The sequence below is a fragment of the Novosphingobium sp. ERW19 genome (genome assembly GCF_012641315.1).
In the GTDB taxonomy this organism is placed as follows: domain Bacteria; phylum Pseudomonadota; class Alphaproteobacteria; order Sphingomonadales; family Sphingomonadaceae; genus Novosphingobium.
In genome coordinates this window covers 469887-488896 of sequence record NZ_JABAIC010000004.1, presented here as the reverse complement: position 1 = coordinate 488896, position 19010 = coordinate 469887, and the positions used below count along the sequence as shown (strand labels likewise).

The window sequence follows — 19010 nt, the reverse complement described above, 5'->3', positions numbered from 1 at the left end:
TTGGCAGCGTTGCTCGGCCTTGAAAGAGACCCACTCTTCCTGCGCCCTCGCGCCTCGCCAAGGCCTTTTACAGGGCAACCGTGGCGTTGTGGAATTTGTCCACGCCGCCTAAGGGGGACCTCGTTCGCACAACGACAGGCATTTGTTCATGGCCATCTTCACCGACAATCCCAAGTTTGACTGGATCCTGCGGTGTGGCTGGAAGGGACTGTGCCCGAAGTGCGGCAAGGGGCCGATGTTCGCGGGCTGGCTGAAGCTGCAGAAGACCTGCCCGGAATGCGGGCTCGACTACCAGTTCGCCAATGCCGATGACGGCCCGGCCTTCTTCGCGCTGTGCATCACCGCCTTCCCGCTCACGTTCTTCGCGGTCTGGCTTGAAGTTGCCTACGCGCCGCCGTGGTGGGTGCACGTGCTCACGTCCGTGCCGATCCTGGCCATCGGTTGCCTTGCCACGCTCCGCCCGTTCAAGGGCTGGCTGGTCGCCTCGCAATACGTGAACAAGGCGATCGAGGCGGGCACGGAAAACCTGTGGAGCAAGCTCAACGCACGAGAGCGCGAATCCGAATAGAGAGTGCAGCGCTCCGGAGCAGCGACGCCTTTTCCAAACTGGCGAGTTTGCCACGCCTTTGTCACACTCCCGTAGCATTGCACTGCTTGGCATCTGTCGGACCAAGTAACCGGAAGCATTTGTGAATCGCAGCCTTGCGGTTATTCCTGCTGCTTCGGAAGGGGAACGCTGGCGTGGGATTCGGGCAAAGGAGGCTGGTCATCGCCGGGTTGCGACCCGCCTTGCCGCCCCTGCATGACATACTGTGGTGGATGCTCGCCAGCCTCATCGCGGGGCTTGCCGCAGCGCTGTTCTGGGCCATCGTCACCCCGGTCTCGCCGCTGGGCGATTGGGCGCCACGCGGCGTTCGCATCATGTCGCCCACGGCCCGCGCAGCACTGTTCGCCACGGTCGATCCGTTCAACCGCACGCCCGCCGCTTCGGCACAGGCAGAGCAGTCGGGCGCGGTAACCTCGCTCGCGCTGACACTGTTCGCCACGCGCGCGACGCCCGGTGGCGGCGGCACGGCGATCATTGCCGGAGGAGACGGCCTGCAGCAGGTCTATCGCGTTGGCGCCGAAGTGCAGCCCGGCGTCACGCTGGCGGCAGTCGCATTCGATCACGTCGAACTGGCGCGCAATGGCGCAAAGGAACTGCTCTATCTCGACCAGTCCGGCCCGGCGCCCAGCGCACAGGGCGTTGTCGCGGCAAACCCGGTGGCAGCACCGGCGGCAGCCGCACCCGGCGGCGGGGTCAGCGTTGCCGCCTTGCGCAGCGGGGTCAACTTCGGGCCGCGCGCCGAAAGCGGAAAGGTCGTCGGTGTCGAAGTCCTCTCGTCGGGTGACGGGGCAGCTTTCCGGGCTGCAGGCTTCCAGCCCGGCGATGTCATCACCGCTGTCGATGGCAAGCCGATCACCAGCGCGGCCGAAGCCGCTGCGCTTTCCGGTGCCATCCGCGCCGGCACTTCAGTCGCGGTCACCGTCCGTCGCGGGGATCGCCAGCTTCCTCTTGCTATCACATTGGCCCCATGACCTTGCGCAAGCTCCTTAGCCCCAAGATGCTCCTCGGAGCCGCCGCGCTCGCCCTTGCCGTGCCGCAGGCCGCGCTGGCGCAATACACCCTCAACGTGCGCGAAGCGGACATCCGCGCCTTTGTCGCCGATGCCGCCGAAGTGACAGGCCGCACCTTCATCGTCGACAGCCGGGTGCAGGCCAAGATCAGCGTCGTTTCCGACCGTCCGCTCAGCCGCTCGGAATACTTCGAGGTGTTCCTCTCCACCCTGCGCGCCAATGGTCTCGTCGCCGTGCCGACCGGCAATGGCGCGTTCCGCATCCAGCCCGCCGAGGGCGCGGCCAGCAACCCCTCGCGCATCGGCAGCCGTGGTGCCGCGCTCAGCCAGATGGTCACCGAAGTCATCCGCCTGCGCGCCATCGACGCTGCGCAAGCGGTGGAGACCCTGCGCCCGCTGATCAGCAAGGAAGGCGCGATCACCGCCAACAAGGCGGGAAATTCGCTTGTGGTCGTCGATTATGCCGACAACATGCGCCGCATCCGCGCGCTGCTGGCCGATATCGACCGCGACAACGCCGCCACGCAGACCGTGATCCTCGACCATGCCGGCGCGCGCGAGATCGCCACGGCATTGAGCCAGCTGGTCCCGGCCGGCGGCGAAGGCGCCCGCGCGCTGGCCACGGTCGTCGCGGTGGACAGCTCGAACGCCGTGCTGATGCGCGGCGAACCGGCCACGCTGGCAAAGCTTGCGGCAATGGCCCGCCAGCTTGACGCGAAAGCTGCGACCGGGGGCGAGATCAAGGTCGTCTGGCTGGACTATGCAGATTCGGCAGCGCTGGTGCCGGTGCTCGAGCGCCTGCTGGGCGGTCAGGGAGGTGGCGAAGTGGCTTCGGCCAGCGCCGCGCCCGTTTCGCTCGGCGGCGTCGGCGGCAGCCAGACGTCGAACGCAGGCACGCAAGGCTCGACCGGGCAGGCAGCTGCCACCGGCGGCAGCCAGACCAGCCCGATCGGCGCCACCGCGGGCGGGCTCGGCAATGGTCCGATCAAGCTTGCCAATGGACGCGGCACGGCCACGATCACGCGCTATCCCGGCGCCAACGCGATCATCATCGCCGCGCCAGCCGATGACCAGCGCCGCATCGGCGAAGTGATCCGCCAGCTCGACGTGCCGCAGGAGCAGGTGCTGGTCGAAGCGATCATCGTCGAGATTTCGAACAACGTGGCGAAGGAACTCGGCGTCCAGCTGCTGTTCGGCGGCAAGGACAAGCCCTTTGCCGTCACCAACTTCTCCAACTCCTCGCCCAACATCATCGATATCGCGGGCGGGCTGCTGGCCGACAACCTCAACCAGACGACCACCGTGGTCAACGGCGCCACTGTCACCACCACGACCAACAGCACGGCGGGAGACCTGCTGCGTCAGAACGCGGCCACAAAGGCACTCTCGGCCAGCGGCGCCTACACCGGCTTCCTGACAGAGCTGTCGAAGGACACCTACCTCGGCGCGCTGATCAATGCGGTGCAGACCGACAAGAACTCGAACATCCTGTCGACCCCGCACATCACCACCAACAACAATGTCCCCGCCTCGATCCTGTTCGGCCAGGACGTGCCGATCACGACGGGCGAGGCGCTGTCGAGCGGCAATTTCAGCGACACCTTCCGCACTGTGCAGCGCCAGAATGTCGGCATCGAGCTTGATGTGACGCCCCAGATCAACGCCGGGAACATGGTCCGCCTCGATCTGCGCCAGGAAGTCAGTTCGATCGCGGGCACCGTTTCCAGCAAGTCGGACGAGCTGATCATCAACAAGCGCGAGATCAAGACGACCGTGACCGTGGGCGACCGCGAAATCGTCGCATTGGGCGGCTTGCTCGACGACAACGAACAGCGCACGCTGCAGAAGGTGCCGCTGCTTGGCGACATCCCGGTGGTGGGCGAACTGTTCAAGTCGCGCGGGCGCAGCAGGGTCAAGACCAACCTCATGGTCTTCATCCGCCCGACGATCCTGCGCAACGCCGCCGACCGCGCCGCACTGGCCGCGCGCCGCTATGGCGTGGTCCGTCAGGCGCAGATCGATTTCAACGCCAAGCAGGAGCCGACCATCGACGAACTGATCGTCGACTACATGGGCGCAACGCTGCCGGCCGCACCGTCTGCGCAAGTTGCGGTGGTCGCTCCGGGTGACACGCTCATTCGCCCGCGCGCCACGCCGGTACCGCTTGATCAGACCGAACTTCCGCCGAGCAGCGCACAGAACTGAAGCATGGAAAGCGTGAGCGCCATCGCAGACACCGGGGAGCCGCTGGTCGAGGCGGTGACCATCGTCGCGCCTGCGCCGGTGCCAGCGGTCCCCTATGCCTTTGCCCGCGATCACGGCGCACTTATCGAAGCCGTCCATGCCGAACATGTCACCGTCGCGCTGCGTGAAGGCGCGGACCCGCTGAGCCTGCTCGAGATTCGCGGCAGCTTCGGCTTGCCACTCCGCGTCCGGCGCGTATCGCCGCCGGAATTCGAGAAGCTGCTTGCCGATGCCTACGCCATGGATGGCGCAGCCGCCGCCGTGGCGGGCGACATGGGCATCGCGGGTGACGGGCTCGATCCGCTCGCGCTTGGCCTGCCCACTGCCGAGGACCTGCTCGACAGCGCCGACGATGCCCCCGCGATCCGCCTGATCAATGGCCTGATCGCCGAAAGCCTGCGCCAGGGCGTGTCCGACATCCATATCGAACCCTATGAAACCGCGCTCGTCGTGCGCATGCGCGTCGATGGTGTGCTGACCGAGAAGCTGCGCATGCCCCCGCATGTCGCCCCGGTGCTGGTCAGCCGCATCAAGGTCATGGCGCGGCTCGACATTGCCGAACGCCGCGTTCCGCAGGACGGACGCATCTCGCTCAGCCTTGGCGGCAAGCTGGTCGACGTGCGCGTCTCCACCCTGCCCAACCGTGCGGGCGAGCGTGTGGTGATGCGCCTGCTCGACAAGGAGAACGCCGGGCTCGATCTCGTCCACCTTGGCCTTGATGCCAGGGCCGAGGACACGCTGCGCCGCGCCCTTGCCGAACCCAACGGCATCGTTCTCGTCACCGGGCCGACGGGGTCGGGCAAGACGACCACGCTCTATGCCGCGCTGCGCGGGCTGAACGATGGCCAGCGCAATATCCTGACTGTGGAAGACCCTGTGGAATACGCTGTGGATGGCGTGGGCCAGACGCAGGTCAATTCCAAGGTCGGCCTCACGTTCGCCGCCGGTCTGCGCGCGATCCTGCGCCAGGACCCTGACGTGGTCATGGTCGGTGAAATCCGTGACCGTGAAACTGCCGACATCGCCGTGCAGGCCTCTCTCACCGGCCACCTCGTGCTGTCGACGGTCCACACCAACGATGCCGCCGGTGCCGTCACCCGCATGCGCGACATGGGCGTGGAGCCATTTCTGCTCGCCTCCACCTTGCGCGCGGTCATCGCCCAGCGCCTGGTCCGCCGCCTCTGCCCGCATTGCCGCGAGGAGCGCGCGCTCGATCCCGGCATGGCCGAGGTGCTGGGCATGAAGCCGGGACGGACGGTCTGTTCCGCCAAGGGCTGCGGTGAATGCAGCCAGACCGGCTATCAGGGCCGCGTCGGCGTGTTCGAGGCACTGCGGGTGGACGACACCGTCCGCCAGATGATCCACGATAATGCCGACGAAGCGGCCATCGCCCGCCATGCCTTTGCCGATTCGCCAACCTTGGCCAAGGCCGTGCGGCGCATGGTCAAGGATGGCACCACGTCGCCTGAGGAAGCGGCGCGAATCATGCGGCGGGACGGCTGATGGCGCGTTTTGCCTATCACGCCATCGATCCCAAGGGGGACGAACGCCGCGGCGCGATCGAAGCGGCCAGTGAAGCGTCGGCGCGGGAAAAACTCGTCGCGCGCGAATGGTTCGTGGTCAGCGTGCAGGCCGATGCCGCTGCGTCCGCCCGTCGTGCCGCCACCAGCACCTCCGGCCTTGGGCTGTTCGCCACGAAGCTTTCGGCCAAGCAGCTCGCCCTGTTCACCCGCCAGCTCTCCTCGCTGATGGTCGTCAGCCCGCTCGAGGAAACCTTGCGCACAATCGCCCGGCAGACCGAAAAGCCCAAGGCGCAGGCGATCCTTTCAAGCGTCCACGCCGGGATCGTCGAAGGCCTGCCGCTGGCCGAGGCCATGCGCCGCGAAGAGCCGAGCTTTCCGCCCATCTACCGCGCGATGATCGCAGCTGGCGAGAACTCCGGCAGCCTGCCTGCCATCGCCGACCGGCTGGCCGACATGCTGGAGCGGCAGGCGCAGGTGCGCGGCAAGATCATCGCCGCGCTGGCCTACCCCATCGTGCTGTCGTTTGTCGCCATAGCGGTCGTCACCGGCCTGATGATCTCGGTCGTCCCCCGCGTGGTCGAACAGTTCGACAATGCCAGCCGCCAGCTGCCGGTGCTGACCCGCGTGGTCATCGGCATCTCGCAGTTTCTCAGCACTTGGTGGTGGGCGCTGCTTGCCCTGATCGCGCTGGCAGTCGTCGGCTTCGTCCGCGCCTTGCGCCAGCCCGCATTCAAGCTGCGCTTCGATGCCGCGCTGCTGCGCCTGCCCTTTATCGGCAAGCTCATCCGTGATGTCCACGCCGCCAGCCTTGCCCGCACGCTGGCCACGATGATCGAGGCACGCCTGCCGCTGGTCGATGGCCTGCGCCTGTCAACGCGCACTGTCTCGAACGCAGTGCAGGCGCAATCTCTCGCCCAGATCAGCGAGAAGGTCCGCGCTGGCGGCTCGCTCTCCACCGCCCTGCGCGAGGCGGGCACCTTCCCGCCACTGCTGGTCTACCTTGCCGCCAGCGGGGAGGCAGCGGGCCAGCTCGGCACCATGCTCGAACGCGCCGCCGACTATCTCGAGCGCGAGTTCGAGGCGTTCACCGCCGCCGCCATGGCCCTGCTCGAACCCGCGATCATCGTGGTAATGGGCACGGCTGTCGCGCTCATCATCCTCGCCATCCTGCTGCCGATCCTGCAGCTCCAGAACCTCACCGGACTGTGATGACCATGACCGAAGTTACGCCCGAGCCGACCCCCGAGACCGCTGATGAGCGCCGCCGCAACGGCTTCAGCCTTGTCGAACTGATGGTAGTCATCTTCATCATCGGCCTGCTCGCCACCGTGGTGCTCATCAACGTCCTTCCCAGCCAGGACAAGGCGATGGTGGTCAAGGCGCGCAGCGATATCGCCACGCTCGAACAGGGCATGGAAATGTACCGCCTCGACATGGCCAGCTATCCCGGTCTTGCCGAGGGTCTGAACGCCCTCAAATCCCCGCCCGCCAACCTTGCCCAGCCGCAAAACTATCGCTCCGGCGGCTATGTGAAGGAGGTGCCGACCGATCCCTGGGGCCACCCCTACCAGTACCAAACTCCGGGCCGCGACGGCAGGCCGTTCGAGATCTTCTCCCTTGGCGCCGATGGCCAGCCGGGCGGCAGCGATCTCAACGCCGACATCTACGCCGGACAGAACTGACGCGGCGCAGATGGCCACCACCGGCTCCCCTTCTGCTGACGGATTGATCCTGATCCTGCCGCCCGGGCCGGGCGATCCCTGGCGCTGGCGCCGGGTCGGCGAAGCTGGCGTGGGGCCTGAAGAATACTCGGCCGACCTGCCGGTCCACTCCTCGGTCACCGTGCTTGTACCCAGCGCCCTTGCCCCCGTCGTGGACAAGCCCCTGCCGGCGATGCCGGTGGCGCAGGCGCTTGCGGCCGAACGTCTCGCGCTGGCGCAAGGCGGCCTTGCCGCAGAGCGCCACGTCGCAGTCGCCGCTGTGGATGGACGCCTGCTCTCCAGCCGCCTGTCCGCTTCGGAGATGGACCATTGGCTGGCCACCTTGGCAACGGCCGGGATCGATCCGCAGGCCATCGTTCCGGCGGCCCTCGTTCTCCCCCGGCAGGACGGCGCTCTGGTCCTTGGCGCTCTGGGCGAACAGTTGCTCGCGCGGAGCCCGGCAGCCGCATTTGCGGCAGAAGAGGCACTGGTCGAAACGCTGGGCGAATGTCTGGACCAGACCGCGCTCGACGATGATGCCCTGGCCGAGCGACTCGCCCAGGTTCATGCCGCCCCGCCGCTGAACCTGCGGCAAGGCGCCTATGCTCCGCGCCGCGTCTCGGTGTTCCGCACCGCCAACTGGCTCGGCCTGGCCCGCATGGCCGCAGTGGCCGCACTGCTTGCCCTGCTGCTGATGGTGGTGTGGATCGTGAAGTGGAATCTCGACAGCAGCGCCGAGGAAGCCCGCGCCCTCGACCTTGCGCAGAAGCGCTTTCCTGCCGCAATGGATCTCGACACGGCCGAACGCCTGCTCGCCGCAGAACTGGCCAAGCGCGGCGAAGGCGGTGCCAGCTTTGCCGCGCCCGTTGCTGCCGTGCTTGATGCCATGCGCCCCGTGCCCGGCGTGAAGTTGCGTGATCTTGGCTACGGCGCCGATGGCACCTTGCGCTTCACTGCTGCCGCGCCGCGCGCAGAGGATGTCAACGCCGTGCTGATCACGCTGCAGAACAATGGCTGGAAGGTTACCGTGCCGCCTGCCCTTGCCCCTGACCCGACCGGCGCCACCGTCGCCGCCATAACGGTGAGGGCACCGTGATGCGGCAAGTCTCCACCTGGTATATCGGCCTCACCCGGCGCGAACGCGTTCTGGTCAGCATCGGCGGCGCGCTCGCCGCAGTGATCTTGCTGGTCTACGGCATCGTCCTGCCGGTCGGCAACGCGCTCGACGCAGCCGCCACCCGCCATCGCGAAGCGACCGAGCGGGCTGGCAGGGTCACGCTTGGGATCGCCGCGCTCAAGCGCGCGCCCGCTGACCGCACCGCCGCGCTGGCCGGTCCGGTCGAACAGATCGCCGGAGCAAGCGCGCAGGAAGCCGGTTTCGTGGTGCAGTCGAACGAACGGCGCGGGTCCGACATGGCCGTTCTGGTCATCCCGACCGCGCGCCCGTCTGCCGCGCTCGCCTGGCTCGATGCGCTCGGCGGTCAGGGACTTGCTGTGGAACAGATAACCCTGACGCCTGCGCCCGACGGCACGGTTTCGATCAACGTTACCGTGCGAAAGGCATCATCGTGATCGGGCGCTGGATCTTCATCCGTGGCGCCGCCATGGGCCGTCGTGGCTGGCTGGCGCTCGGCGTGCTGTTCGCAGTTGCCCTGCTCGTCCTGCTCCCGCTGCGGCTGGTGCTGGGCATGGCCCTGCCCGAAACGATCACCGCGCGCAGCGTCGAAGGCAGTGTCTGGAGCGGGCGGATTGCCGATCTCAACGCCGGGCCCCTGCCGCTTGGCACTGTCGATGCCAGCCTCCAGCCGCTGCCGCTGCTGATTGGCCGCCCGCAGTTCGCCATCTCGCGCGAAGGCTTTTCCGCGCAGATCGGCCCCTCGCGCCTGACTGGCGCAAACGGCTCGGTGCTTCTGCCCGATGGCCTCGGCGGACTGCCGGTAACGTCGCTCGGGTTTGGCGATTTCTCGGCGGTCATGGTCGATGGCAAGTGCGCCGAGGCGCAAGGCACGCTAAGCCTGACGCTTGCCTCGCTTGGCCCGCTCCTGCCCGATGCGCTGGTTGTCTCGGGCCAGGCCCGCTGCGAAAGCGGCGCGTTGGTCGTACCGATGCGCGGTGCGCAGGGCATGGAACGCCTGACGCTTAAACTCGGCGCCGACGGGCGCTGGCAGGCAGACCTTGCGCTTGCAGGCCTGCCCCAGGAAACTGCCGAAGCGCTCAAGTCCTCAGGGTTCGATACCCGTCCCGACGGTGTCGGCATCGTGACGGGCGGAACGTTCTGAAAGCTGTGCGCTGAACCTTACGCGAGCGTCTGCGTCAGGAACCAGGCGCGCTGTTCGGCCTGATCGGTCCAGTCGTCGGCCATGCCTTCGGTGGCGTTGTCACCGGCTTCGGTGGCGGCTTCCTTGACCGCGCGGATGGCCTTGATCAGCGCCACGTTATCGTCGCGCAGGGCCTTGACCATGTCCATGGCGTCCACCTTGCTGCGATCGTCGTCCTTGATCGAAGCCTTGCCCGCAATCGCGCCGATGCCGGTCAGCGTATCGCCGCCATTCTTGCGCACGCGCTCGGCAATCACGTCGGTCAGCGCGAAAAGTTCGGCGGCCTGCTCGTCGAACAGCAGGTGAAGTTCGCGGAACTGCGGGCCAGCCACGTGCCAATGATAATTCTTGGTCTTCAGATAGAGCGTGAAATAATCGGCCAGCAGACCGTTCATGCTGTCGATCAGGGCCTTCTTTGCATTGTCGCCGGGCATGACATTCCCCTTTCGTGTCCGGGTGGATTGAGCCTCTTATACGCCAGACCGACTGAAAGGTTTCATGCAATAATACGGCAACATTGATCGACGGCATCAATCACATCTGTCCCTTTGCGCTCCCTTTCAGCAGGAACAGCCCGGCCAGTGCGGAGATTATCGATCCGCCCAGAATCCCCAGCTTCGCCTCTTCGACCAGCAGCGGGCTTTGCGGGAAAGCAAGGCTGGCGATGAACAGGCTCATCGTGAAGCCAATCCCGCACAGCAGGGACAGACCCCACAACTGGCGGATGCTGGCCCCGGCCGGACGCTTGGCGATACCCAGCTTTTCCGCCGCCACGATGCTGCCAAGGATACCCACCTGCTTGCCGATCAGCAGGCCCGCGGCAATCGCGATTGGCAGGGCCAGTGGCCCCCCGTCGATCGAACCCAGCGCAACGCCGGCATTGGCAAGGCCGAACAGCGGCACGATCAGGAAGCCGTTGGGCGCAACCAATGCATGTTCGAGCCGCAGGAGGGGGCTGTCATGCTCCCGGTTGAGCGCCAGCGGCACGGTCAACGCGGCGAGCACTCCGGCAATAGTCGCATGGACGCCGGAATGCAGCACGGCATACCACAGCGCCACAGCCCCGAGGATATAGGGGATCAGCGAGCTGACCCCGGCGCGGTTCACCACCACCAAGGTCAGGAAAATGGCGGCGGCAATGCCCAGCCACATGAGATCCAGCCCGGTCGTGTAGAAGAACGCGATGACCAGGACCGCGCCAAGATCGTCGACGATCGCCACGGTCAGCAGGAACAGGCGCAAGGACGATGGCAGGCCCTTGCCCGCCAGCGCCAGCACACCGATGGCAAAGGCGATGTCGGTGGCCGAAGGGATCGCCCAGCCACGATGGAGCGCCGGATCGCTCCCGGCTATGCCCATGTAGATCAGCGCCGGCACTGCCATCCCGGCCACAGCCGCGATGACCGGCAGGCGGCGGCGGCTCGGGCTTGAGAGTTCGCCGTCAAGAATCTCGCGCTTGATCTCCAGCCCGACGACGAAGAAGAACACCGCCATCAAGGCATCGTTGATCCACAGATGCAACGTGTCGAGCTTGGGCACGGGCGTCCACGGCAGCGTGTGGTGGAACAGCTCGTGCCATGGGTCGGCCAAGGGTGAATTGGCCAGGACAAGGGCAATCGCTGCACAGACCATCAGGACGATGCCCGGTGCTGCTTCGTTGTGTGTCAACTTGTGCAGAGCGCCCCTGAGCCCTGAATTTCCTGCCATTTTCGAATCATCCCATGTTCACGAAACTCAGGCCTTGGGCCTAGCATTCCCCTTGTGCCGACGGGGCTCTGGCACGTCAAACAGGGGCAAGCTCTTGTCACCATGGCCGACCTATCCCGCGTTGCAATGGCTCGCGGTTGTCGAGCACGAATTGCTGCTGTTTGCCGCAATCTGGTTTGCGATCTTTGCGATCGACGAACTGGCCGTGGACCTCGCCTGGCTTCGCCTGCGACTGAGCGGCAAGCTGCGCACCCCGCGCCTCTCGCACCCCTGCAATGCCGAACTCAATGGTCTGGCCGTCGTTCTGGTTCCCGCATGGCTGGAATCGCGGGTGATCGGGCCGATGGTGCGCCATACCCTACAAAGCTGGCCGCAAAGCAATTTACGCCTCTACGTCGGCTGCTATCGCAATGACCTGGCCACCATTTCCGTACTCGTCTCGCTCGCGCCCGACCCTCGCCTGCGGGTCGTCATCCATGATCGTGACGGCCCGACGACGAAGGCCGACTGCCTCAATCGCATCTATCGTGCAATCTGCGAGGACGAGCGGCGCAGTGACCTGCGCGTGCGCGCGCTCATCCTTCACGATGCCGAGGATATGGTCCATCCCGCCGCTCTCACGCTGATGGACAGCGCGCTCGACCATGCGGATTTCGTGCAACTGCCGGTTCGCCCCGAACCGCAGTGTGCAAGCCCCTGGATCGCCGGCCATTACTGCGACGAATTTGCCGAGGCCCATGCGCGCGACATGGTGGTCCGGCACCACATCGGCGCCGCCCTCCCCTCGGCAGGCGTGGGCTGCGCCTTTTCGCGCCGCGCGATTGACCGCATCCTCGTCGCCCGCTCCAGTACCGAGCCCTTCGCTGCCGAATGTCTGACCGAAGATTACGAATGCGGCCTGCTCGTCCATCAGACCGGCGGGCGGTCTGTCTTCCTGCGCGTGCGCGACAGTTCGGGCGCGCTCGTCGCCACGCGCGAGTTCTTTCCGGCAAACCTCGTCGCATCGGTGCGGCAGAAGACGCGCTGGGTCCACGGCATCGCCTTCCAGGGCTGGGACCGGCTGGGCTGGAAGTGCGCGCCCGGCGATATCTGGATGCGCCTGCGCGATCGTCGCGGGCCGCTGGTCGCGCTCGTCCTTGCCGCCGCCTACCTGCTGATCATGTTGTGGCCGGTGGTCCTGATCGCCAAATCATCGGGGCTCGCTGTCCCGGTAGACGACGGCCCGCTGCTCAAAGGCCTGTTGGCATTCAATCTCGCCAGCCTGATCTGGCGTCTGGTCATGCGCGCGCTGTTCACTGGCCGCGAGTATGGCCGGGCGGAAGCCTTGCGCGCCGTGTTCCGGTTTCCGGTGGGCAACGTCATCGCCATGCTCGCCGCGCGTCGCGCCGTCACTGCCTACGTCCGGGTGCTGGCAGGCGGCGTCCTGCGTTGGGAGCACACGGTCCACCACGTCCACGTCGCCCAAGCCCCCAAGCTTGACGAGGAAGCGCAGCAGCGGCCTTTGCCGGTTGCGGCATGAGCGCAGGTCCTGCGGCGAGGCGGCGGGGCCAGCCCCTGCTTGCGCTCGCCCTCGTGCTTGTCGGCTGGATCACCGGACGCGCCCTGACACTGCAGGATTACCCCCGGAACGGACCGCCCGCTCCCCCGGCAAGCGTGCCGCCCTTGCGCCACCAGCCCTCGCTCGCCCGTCAGATAATCCCCTTGCCCCTTCGCCGCCCCCATCCGCACATCTCGAGCCTTGCCCCGCAGCGAACTTCCGCCCCACCGGCTGCCACATCAACACCATGGCCACCTATCCCAGCCCCTGCGCCTGTTCCATTTCTTCTGCCTCCACTGGCACCGTTGCCGCCCCGCAACGCCGCCCTGATCCCTCCCATCGCCTCCACCCCCAGCCAAAGCGCCGATCCGCAGGAGTTCTACGAGCCTCTCGTCGCCAAGGACGATCCGCGCTGGAGCGGCGAGAACTGGTTGCTGATGCGCGCGGGCAGCGGTTCGGCGGCGCAAGCCCCCGGTGCCGCGTCCTATGGTGCCAGCCAGGCGGGAGCCATCGTCCGCTACCGTTTCGGCAAGGGCGAGCCGCAGGATTCCTACGGCTATCTGCGCACCTCACTTGCCATAAACGCCCCCGGCAAGGACAAGGAAGTCGCGCTCGGCCTTGGCATCCGCCCGGTCCGCCGTCTCCCTGTCCGCGCCCTCGTCGAAGCCCGCTTGCAGGATACCAGCCGCTCGCCGATGCAAGTGCGCCCCGTCGCCACTCTCATCACCGAACTGCCGTGGCAGCGCCTGCCCCGCGGCTTCCGGCTCGAGGCTTACGGGCAGGCAGGGTACGCCGGGGGCAAGGCCGCCACCGCCTTCTTCGATGCGCAGGCGCTGCTCGATCATCCTGTCCGGGGCATCGTCTCGCGCAATGGCGATCTGCGCGCCGGGGTCGGCATGTGGTCAGGCGGGCAGGAAGGTGCAGTGCGGCTCGATGTGGGCCCCCGCGTCGCGTTCAGGCTCGAAGGTGGACGCCTGTTCGGACCGACCCGCGTCGCGCTCGACTGGCGCTTGCGCATCGCCGGAAACGCCCGGCCCGGCAGCGGTCCGACCATGACGGTTACCTCCGCTTTCTGAGCCACAGTTTTTTGGCCGCAAACCGGTTTCGCGGGGTTGCTGGCACGCACCGCCCGGCCTAGCGTTGACCCGGCAATGGACGTCTATCTCCCCATCGCGAACCTGTCGGTCAACGGGCTGGTCATCGTCGGCCTCGGCGCGCTGACCGGGCTGCTTTCGGGCATGTTCGGCGTCGGCGGCGGTTTTTTGACCACGCCACTGCTGATCTTCTACGGCGTCCCCCCCACCGTTGCCGCAGCCTCGGCTGCCAGCCAGGTAACCGGCGCCAGCGTTTCCGGCGCCTTTGCCCAGGCGCGGCGCGGCGGCATCGATTATCATATCGGCGCGGTGCTGGTGGCAGGCGGCGTGATCGGCACCGGGCTTGGCTCACTGTTGTTCCGCCTGCTGCAGGCGCTCGGCCAGATCGATACGGTCATCAACATCCTCTACGTGCTGATGCTTGGCGGCATCGGCGGGTTGATGGCGCACGAAAGCATCACCACCCTGCGCGCGCAAAAGACCGGCCAGCCGCTGGCTGCCCGCAAGCGCCGCCACCATCCTCTCGTCGCCAGCCTGCCACTGCGGTGGCGCTTCTACCGCTCCGGCCTCTATATCTCGCCATTGGCACCGCTGTTGCTGGGCGTCGCCACCGGCATTCTCACCATGCTCATGGGTATCGGCGGCGGCTTCATCCTCGTGCCGGCGATGCTGTACATCCTCGGCATGGGCGTGAACGTGGTGGTCGGCACCTCGCTGTTCCAGATCCTGTTCGTCACCATGGTCACCACGATGATGCACGCGCTGACCACGCGCGCGGTCGACATCGTGCTGGCCGGACTGCTGCTGGTCGGTTCGGTCACCGGTGCCCAGATCGGCACCCACTTTGCCCAGAAGGTAAAGCCCGAACAGCTCCGCCTCATCCTTGCGGTGATCGTCCTTGCGGTTGCTCTGCGCATGGCACTCGGGCTCGGCTATCGCCCGGACGAGATCTACACGGTGGTTCCGCTGTGAGGGGCCGCGTGCCGCCTCGCAGCGCCGCTCTTGCCGCATGCCTGCTCCTGCTGGGTGCGCGCGATCCGATCTTGGTGCCCGAAATCTCGCAGCACGAGATCCAGGTCCGCCAGGGCTTTACCGGGGCCGACCTGCTCCTGTTCGGCGCGATCCTCAGCCCCGAAGGCAGCCGCGCCGCGCAGGATTACGATATCGTCGTGGTGCTCGAAGGCCCGGTGCAGTCCATCGTCCTGCGCGAAAAGCAGAAGATCGCGGGCATGTGGATCAATGCCGATTCGCTCGAATTCCGCTCGGCACCCAGCTACTTCGCCGTCGCCTCCTCCCGCCCGATCGCGAAGATCGTGGATGACAAGACCGCGGCGATCTACGAGCTCGGTCTCAAGTGGCTGCAGCTTTCGCCGATTGGCGTGATCGAACCGCGCGAACAGCAGCGCTTCTCCGAGGGCCTGGTCGATCTGATGCGGCGGCAGGGCCTCTACCGTGAGGATCAGGGCAGCGTGAAGATCAGCGGGCAAGTGCTCTACCAGGCCCGGATCAGCCTGCCCTCCAGCGTCCAGACCGGCACCTATACCGCCGAAACCTTCGCCATTCGTGGGGGCAAAGTCGTGGCATCGGCGATCACCCGGATCGAGGTGAAGAAGGAAGGATTCGAACGCTTCGTCGCTGTCGCGGCCGATCGCAACGGATGGCTCTATGGCCTGTTTGCGGTCATTGTCTCGGTTGCCATGGGCTGGATCGCCGGCAGGCTCTTTGCCCGCAGCTGACACGGCTACTGCCTTTCGTTGGTTTAGCCGATCTTAACCCGAAACGGATAGTCTCAGGCCAACAGCCGACAATGGCCAGAGGGTTTTGTGCAGATGTCCGAAATGGGGATGCAGGGATTCATGGCGCCTGCCGCCAACCTGGAAGAGGCCGAATCGACATCGGCCATCTTTGCGGCACCCCAGCACGCTCTCGGGTCGGAAAACGCGCGCCAGCCTATCGGCTTCGTGCGCGACGTAGCCGGTTCCAGCTCGGCCATCGCCCTTGATCTCGCCCGCCTCGAGCAGTGCTCGTCTGATCTCGATCCCTCGGTCTCGCTGTCCGGCAAGGTCGGAAGCCAGATCAAGATCCGCGTCGGCAACTCCTGGCTGCTCGCCAGCGTGCGCACGCAGCGGCAGGATACCTCCGTCGATGGTGGCGTGGTCGCCCAGATCGACTTCCTCGGCGAAGGCGAGGAAGAGCGCCTGACCGGCAAGATCTACGGCTTCCGTCGCGGTGTTACCCGCTATCCTGTCCCTGGCGCACTGGTCTATCCCGCCACCAGCAACGACCTGCGCCAGATCTATGCCAGCGATGGCCGCACCAACATCTCGATCGGCACCGTGTTTCCCACGCGCGACATTCGCGCCGGCCTCTATGTCGATGCGCTGCTCGGCAAGCACTTTGCCCTGCTCGGCTCGACCGGCACCGGCAAGTCCACCGCCGCCGCACTGATCCTCCACCGCATCTGCGAGATGGCGCCCTCGGGCCACATCGTGATGATCGACCCGCACGGCGAATATTCCAGCGCATTCCGCGTCACCGGCCAGCTGCTCGACGTGTCGAACCTGCAGATGCCCTACTGGCTGATGAACTTCGAGGAACACTGCGAGATCCTCGTCACGTCCTCGGGCACCGATCGCCAGATTGACGAGGATATCCTCGCCAAGTGCCTGCTTGCCGCGCGCATGAAGAACCGCCTCGCCGAACAGATCGGCAAGATCACGGTCGATTCGCCGATTCCCTATCTGCTGTCGGACCTGATGATCATCCTGCAGAACGAGATGGGCCGCCTCGACAAGGGCACCAACTCGATTCCCTACATGCGTCTCAAGACCAAGATCGAGGAAATCCGCAGCGACCCGCGCTACCAGTTCATGTTCTCTGGCATGCTGGTGGGCGACACCATGGCCGAGTTCATCTCGAAGATCTTCCGCATGCCCGCCAATGGCAAGCCGATCTCGATCATCGACGTTTCGGGCGTTCCTTCCGAAATCACGTCCACCGTCGTCGCCGTGTTGAGCCGCCTCGTGTTCGACTACGCGATCTGGGCGCGCGACGAAGAGACACGGCCCGTGCTGCTGGTCTGCGAAGAGGCCCATCGCTACGTGCCGAGCGAGAAGAACTCGGACGGCTCTTCGGTCGGCCGCATCCTCTCGCGCATCGCCAAGGAAGGCCGCAAGTACGGCGTCTCGCTGGGCCTGATTACCCAGCGCCCGTCAGACCTTGCCGAAGGCGTGCTGTCGCAGTGCGGCACGATCATCGCCATGCGCCTCAACAACGAGCGTGACCAGGCCTTCGTCAAGGCGGCGATGCCCGAAGGCGCACGCGGTTTCGTCGATACCATCCCGGCGCTGCGCAATCGCGAATGCATCATCTCGGGCGAAGGCGTCTCTATCCCCATGCGCGTCTCGTTCGACGAGCTCGAGGCGATCAAGCGCCCTGCCTCGAATGACCCCTCGTTCTACGACCTGTGGAGCAAGACCGGCGGCGAAGACCGCGCGGTCGAACGCACGGTCCAGCGCTGGCGCGCACAAAGCCGCTGACGAGACCTCGGGTCGGAACCCTAGGCGGCGTGGACAAATTCCACAGCGCCACGGCTGGAGGCAAAAACCGCCAGTTCAAGGAGGCGAGGAAGCGCAATATCGGGAATATTGTGCGACGAGCCGACGCCGAAATGGCGGTTTTTGGTCCAGCCCCGCAGGGGTTGCCCTGTAAAAGGCCTTGGCAGTGTTGCTTGGCCTTGAAAGAGGCCCACTCTTCCTGCGCCCTCGCGCCTCGCCAAGGCCTTTTACAGGACAACCGTGGCGTTGTGGAATTTGTCCACGCCGCCTAGATGCTCGGTGCCATGCGTCCGGCAGGGTCCGCGTCGGCGTGGGTTTCCTCCTCGCACTCCTCGTCAGGCACGGCGCGAGCGCGATCTCGCCACTGTGGCTGGCGATAGGCGTAGACGGAAAGCGCCACTGCAACCGCTGAACTGACCGGGAATGCCAGCCACAGGGCGTCCGCGCCAAGGCTCGGGTAGAAGGCGTAATAGAAGCCCAGCCGCACAGGATACATGGCGATCGACAGGATGATCAGCGGGGTCCACACCACCCCGCCCGCACGCATCGTGCCGAACAGCACCATCGTGATCCCGAACAGGATATAGCTCCAGCTGGCCAGGAACTGGATATGGCGCGCCTCGTCCACCGCCGGGCTGGCCGCGCCAAGGAACAGTTCCAGCGCGGGTCGGTCGAACAGCAGGATCAGCGCACACAGCGCACCGGTAATCGTCAGGTTCAGCATGACGCCCGCCCGCGAGATGCGGTGGAGCCGCTCGTCGAGGCCCGCGCCGATTGCCTGCGCGGCCATCGCGCTGACCGCGGCGGAAATTGCCATCGCCGGCATCTGCAGGTAGGTCCACAGCTGCAGGGCGGCGCCATAGGCCGCGCTGACCAGCAGCCCCTCGCGATTGACCAACCCGATCACGATGATGCCTGCAGCCGAAATCACCAGCATCTGCGCGCCCATCGGCAGGCCCTTGGTCAGGATATAGCCCAGCTCGTCCCGGCGCGGCCACAGCCATTTCAGCTCCGGCCCCTTCAGCCGCAGCGGCAGGTCCTTGACGTAAACGTAGGCGACGATGCCCGCCATCGACACGAACGAGGCAATCGCCGTCGCCAGCGCGGCTCCGGCGATGCCCATGGCCGGGATCGGCCCGAAACCCCCGATCAGCAGCGGGTTGAGGCAGACGTCGAGCACCGACGACAGCACCATGAACTTCAGCGGCGTTGCCGCATCGCCTCCGCCGCGCAGGCCCATGCCCAGCATCACCGTGATCATCGAGGCCGGCATGGCGATGAAGATCACCCGCAGGTAAGTCAGCGCATAGGCATAAGTCTCACCCGGCGCGGCCATCGCCGTCAGCAGTTCGGGCGCGAAGACCCAGCCCAGCGTGCCCACCAGCAGCGAAAGCAGCACGCAGAAGCCCACCGCCGAGCCGAACGTCCGCCGCGCCGCCAGCACGTCGCGCGCGCCGAAAGCCTGCCCGATCTTGACCGTAGCCGCCATGCCGAAGCCGAACGCTGCGGCAAAGACAAGGAACATCACCACGTTGGCATTGGCCGTTGCCGCCAGCGCGCCCTCGCCCAGCATTCGCCCCACCCAGACCGAATTGATCGAGCCGTTGAGGGATTGCAGGATGTTGGATGCCAGCGTCGGTGCCGAGAACAGCACCAGCGTCTTGAGGATCGGCCCGCTCGTCAGGTCCCGACCGCGCCCCGGGGGTCCAGCCAA

Annotated in this window: 17 protein-coding genes; 14 read left to right on the top strand and 3 right to left on the bottom strand. The window is 66.2% G+C overall.

Annotated features, from left to right (window positions below; genetic code table 11):
- Nucleotides 1-148 precede the first annotated feature (148 nt).
- The 9 genes from HGI46_RS11015 to gspN all read left to right on the top strand — a co-directional run bounded on the left by HGI46_RS11015 (nt 149) and on the right by gspN (nt 9362).
- Nucleotides 149-568, top strand: coding sequence for a DUF983 domain-containing protein (locus HGI46_RS11015; RefSeq protein ID WP_168904166.1), 420 nt, complete (start codon nt 149-151; stop codon nt 566-568).
- A 251-nt stretch (nt 569-819) separates the two neighbouring features.
- Complete coding sequence (locus HGI46_RS11010) at nt 820-1578, top strand: type II secretion system protein N (protein ID WP_118072924.1); 759 nt, start codon at nt 820-822, stop codon at nt 1576-1578.
- Nucleotides 1575-3821, top strand: coding sequence for a type II secretion system secretin GspD (gspD, locus tag HGI46_RS11005; RefSeq protein ID WP_168904165.1), 2247 nt, complete (start codon nt 1575-1577; stop codon nt 3819-3821). Before HGI46_RS11010 ends, gspD begins: the two co-directional genes overlap by 4 nt.
- 54 nt (nt 3822-3875) lie before the next feature.
- Entirely contained in the window at nt 3876-5363 is a 1488-nt protein-coding gene (gene gspE, locus HGI46_RS11000; protein ID WP_346766711.1) for a type II secretion system ATPase GspE, read from the top strand.
- Nucleotides 5363-6592 carry a type II secretion system inner membrane protein GspF gene (gene gspF / locus HGI46_RS10995; RefSeq protein ID WP_168904163.1) on the top strand — a complete coding sequence of 410 codons (1230 nt, stop codon included), beginning with the start codon at nt 5363-5365 and terminating at the stop codon, nt 6590-6592. The genes gspE and gspF overlap by 1 nt, the downstream gene beginning before the upstream one ends.
- Before the next feature lie 5 nt (nt 6593-6597).
- Entirely contained in the window at nt 6598-7065 is a 468-nt protein-coding gene (gene gspG / locus HGI46_RS10990) for a type II secretion system major pseudopilin GspG (protein WP_118074622.1), read from the top strand.
- Between the two features lie 10 nt (nt 7066-7075).
- On the top strand, nt 7076-8179 hold the full coding sequence (gene gspL / locus HGI46_RS10985) for a type II secretion system protein GspL (protein ID WP_168904162.1): 1104 nt from the start codon (nt 7076-7078) through the stop codon (nt 8177-8179).
- Nucleotides 8179-8655 (top strand): type II secretion system protein GspM, encoded by a 477-nt coding sequence (gene gspM / locus HGI46_RS10980; RefSeq protein ID WP_168904161.1) that lies wholly within the window; start codon nt 8179-8181, stop codon nt 8653-8655. Before gspL ends, gspM begins: the two co-directional genes overlap by 1 nt.
- Complete coding sequence (gene gspN / locus HGI46_RS10975; protein WP_168904160.1) at nt 8652-9362, top strand: type II secretion system protein N; 711 nt, start codon at nt 8652-8654, stop codon at nt 9360-9362. Before gspM ends, gspN begins: the two co-directional genes overlap by 4 nt.
- A 17-nt stretch (nt 9363-9379) precedes the next feature.
- On the opposite strand, the gene HGI46_RS10970 is transcribed toward gspN, so the two are convergent.
- Nucleotides 9380-9835 carry a DNA starvation/stationary phase protection protein gene (locus HGI46_RS10970; RefSeq protein ID WP_118072917.1) on the bottom strand — a complete coding sequence of 152 codons (456 nt, stop codon included), beginning with the start codon at nt 9833-9835 and terminating at the stop codon, nt 9380-9382.
- A gap of 100 nt (nt 9836-9935) precedes the next feature.
- Nucleotides 9936-11108, bottom strand: coding sequence for a Na+/H+ antiporter NhaA (gene nhaA, locus HGI46_RS10965; RefSeq protein WP_168904159.1), 1173 nt, complete (start codon nt 11106-11108; stop codon nt 9936-9938).
- A gap of 94 nt (nt 11109-11202) precedes the next feature.
- Between nhaA and HGI46_RS10960 the strand changes: the two genes are divergently transcribed.
- The 5 genes from HGI46_RS10960 (at nt 11203) to HGI46_RS10940 (ending at nt 17278) form a co-directional block, all read left to right on the top strand.
- Nucleotides 11203-12627 (top strand): glycosyl transferase family protein, encoded by a 1425-nt coding sequence (locus HGI46_RS10960; RefSeq protein ID WP_240946692.1) that lies wholly within the window; start codon nt 11203-11205, stop codon nt 12625-12627.
- 323 nt (nt 12628-12950) lie between these two features.
- Nucleotides 12951-13721: a hypothetical protein gene (locus HGI46_RS10955; protein ID WP_168904157.1), complete on the top strand. Its 771-nt coding sequence runs from the start codon at nt 12951-12953 to the stop codon at nt 13719-13721.
- A 75-nt stretch (nt 13722-13796) separates the two neighbouring features.
- Nucleotides 13797-14711: a sulfite exporter TauE/SafE family protein gene (locus HGI46_RS10950; protein WP_168904156.1), complete on the top strand. Its 915-nt coding sequence runs from the start codon at nt 13797-13799 to the stop codon at nt 14709-14711.
- An 8-nt stretch (nt 14712-14719) separates the two neighbouring features.
- The gene (locus HGI46_RS10945) at nt 14720-15475 is read left to right on the top strand and encodes a TIGR02186 family protein (RefSeq protein ID WP_168904155.1); all 756 of its coding nucleotides are present in this window, start codon (nt 14720-14722) and stop codon (nt 15473-15475) included.
- A gap of 108 nt (nt 15476-15583) precedes the next feature.
- On the top strand, nt 15584-17278 hold the full coding sequence (locus tag HGI46_RS10940; protein ID WP_240946691.1) for an ATP-binding protein: 1695 nt from the start codon (nt 15584-15586) through the stop codon (nt 17276-17278).
- Nucleotides 17279-17564: 286 nt separating this feature from the next.
- Here the strand turns inward: HGI46_RS10940 and HGI46_RS10935 are convergent, their stop codons facing one another.
- Nucleotides 17565-19010, bottom strand: a complete 1446-nt coding sequence (locus HGI46_RS10935; RefSeq protein WP_206065650.1) for an MATE family efflux transporter — start codon at nt 19008-19010, stop codon at nt 17565-17567.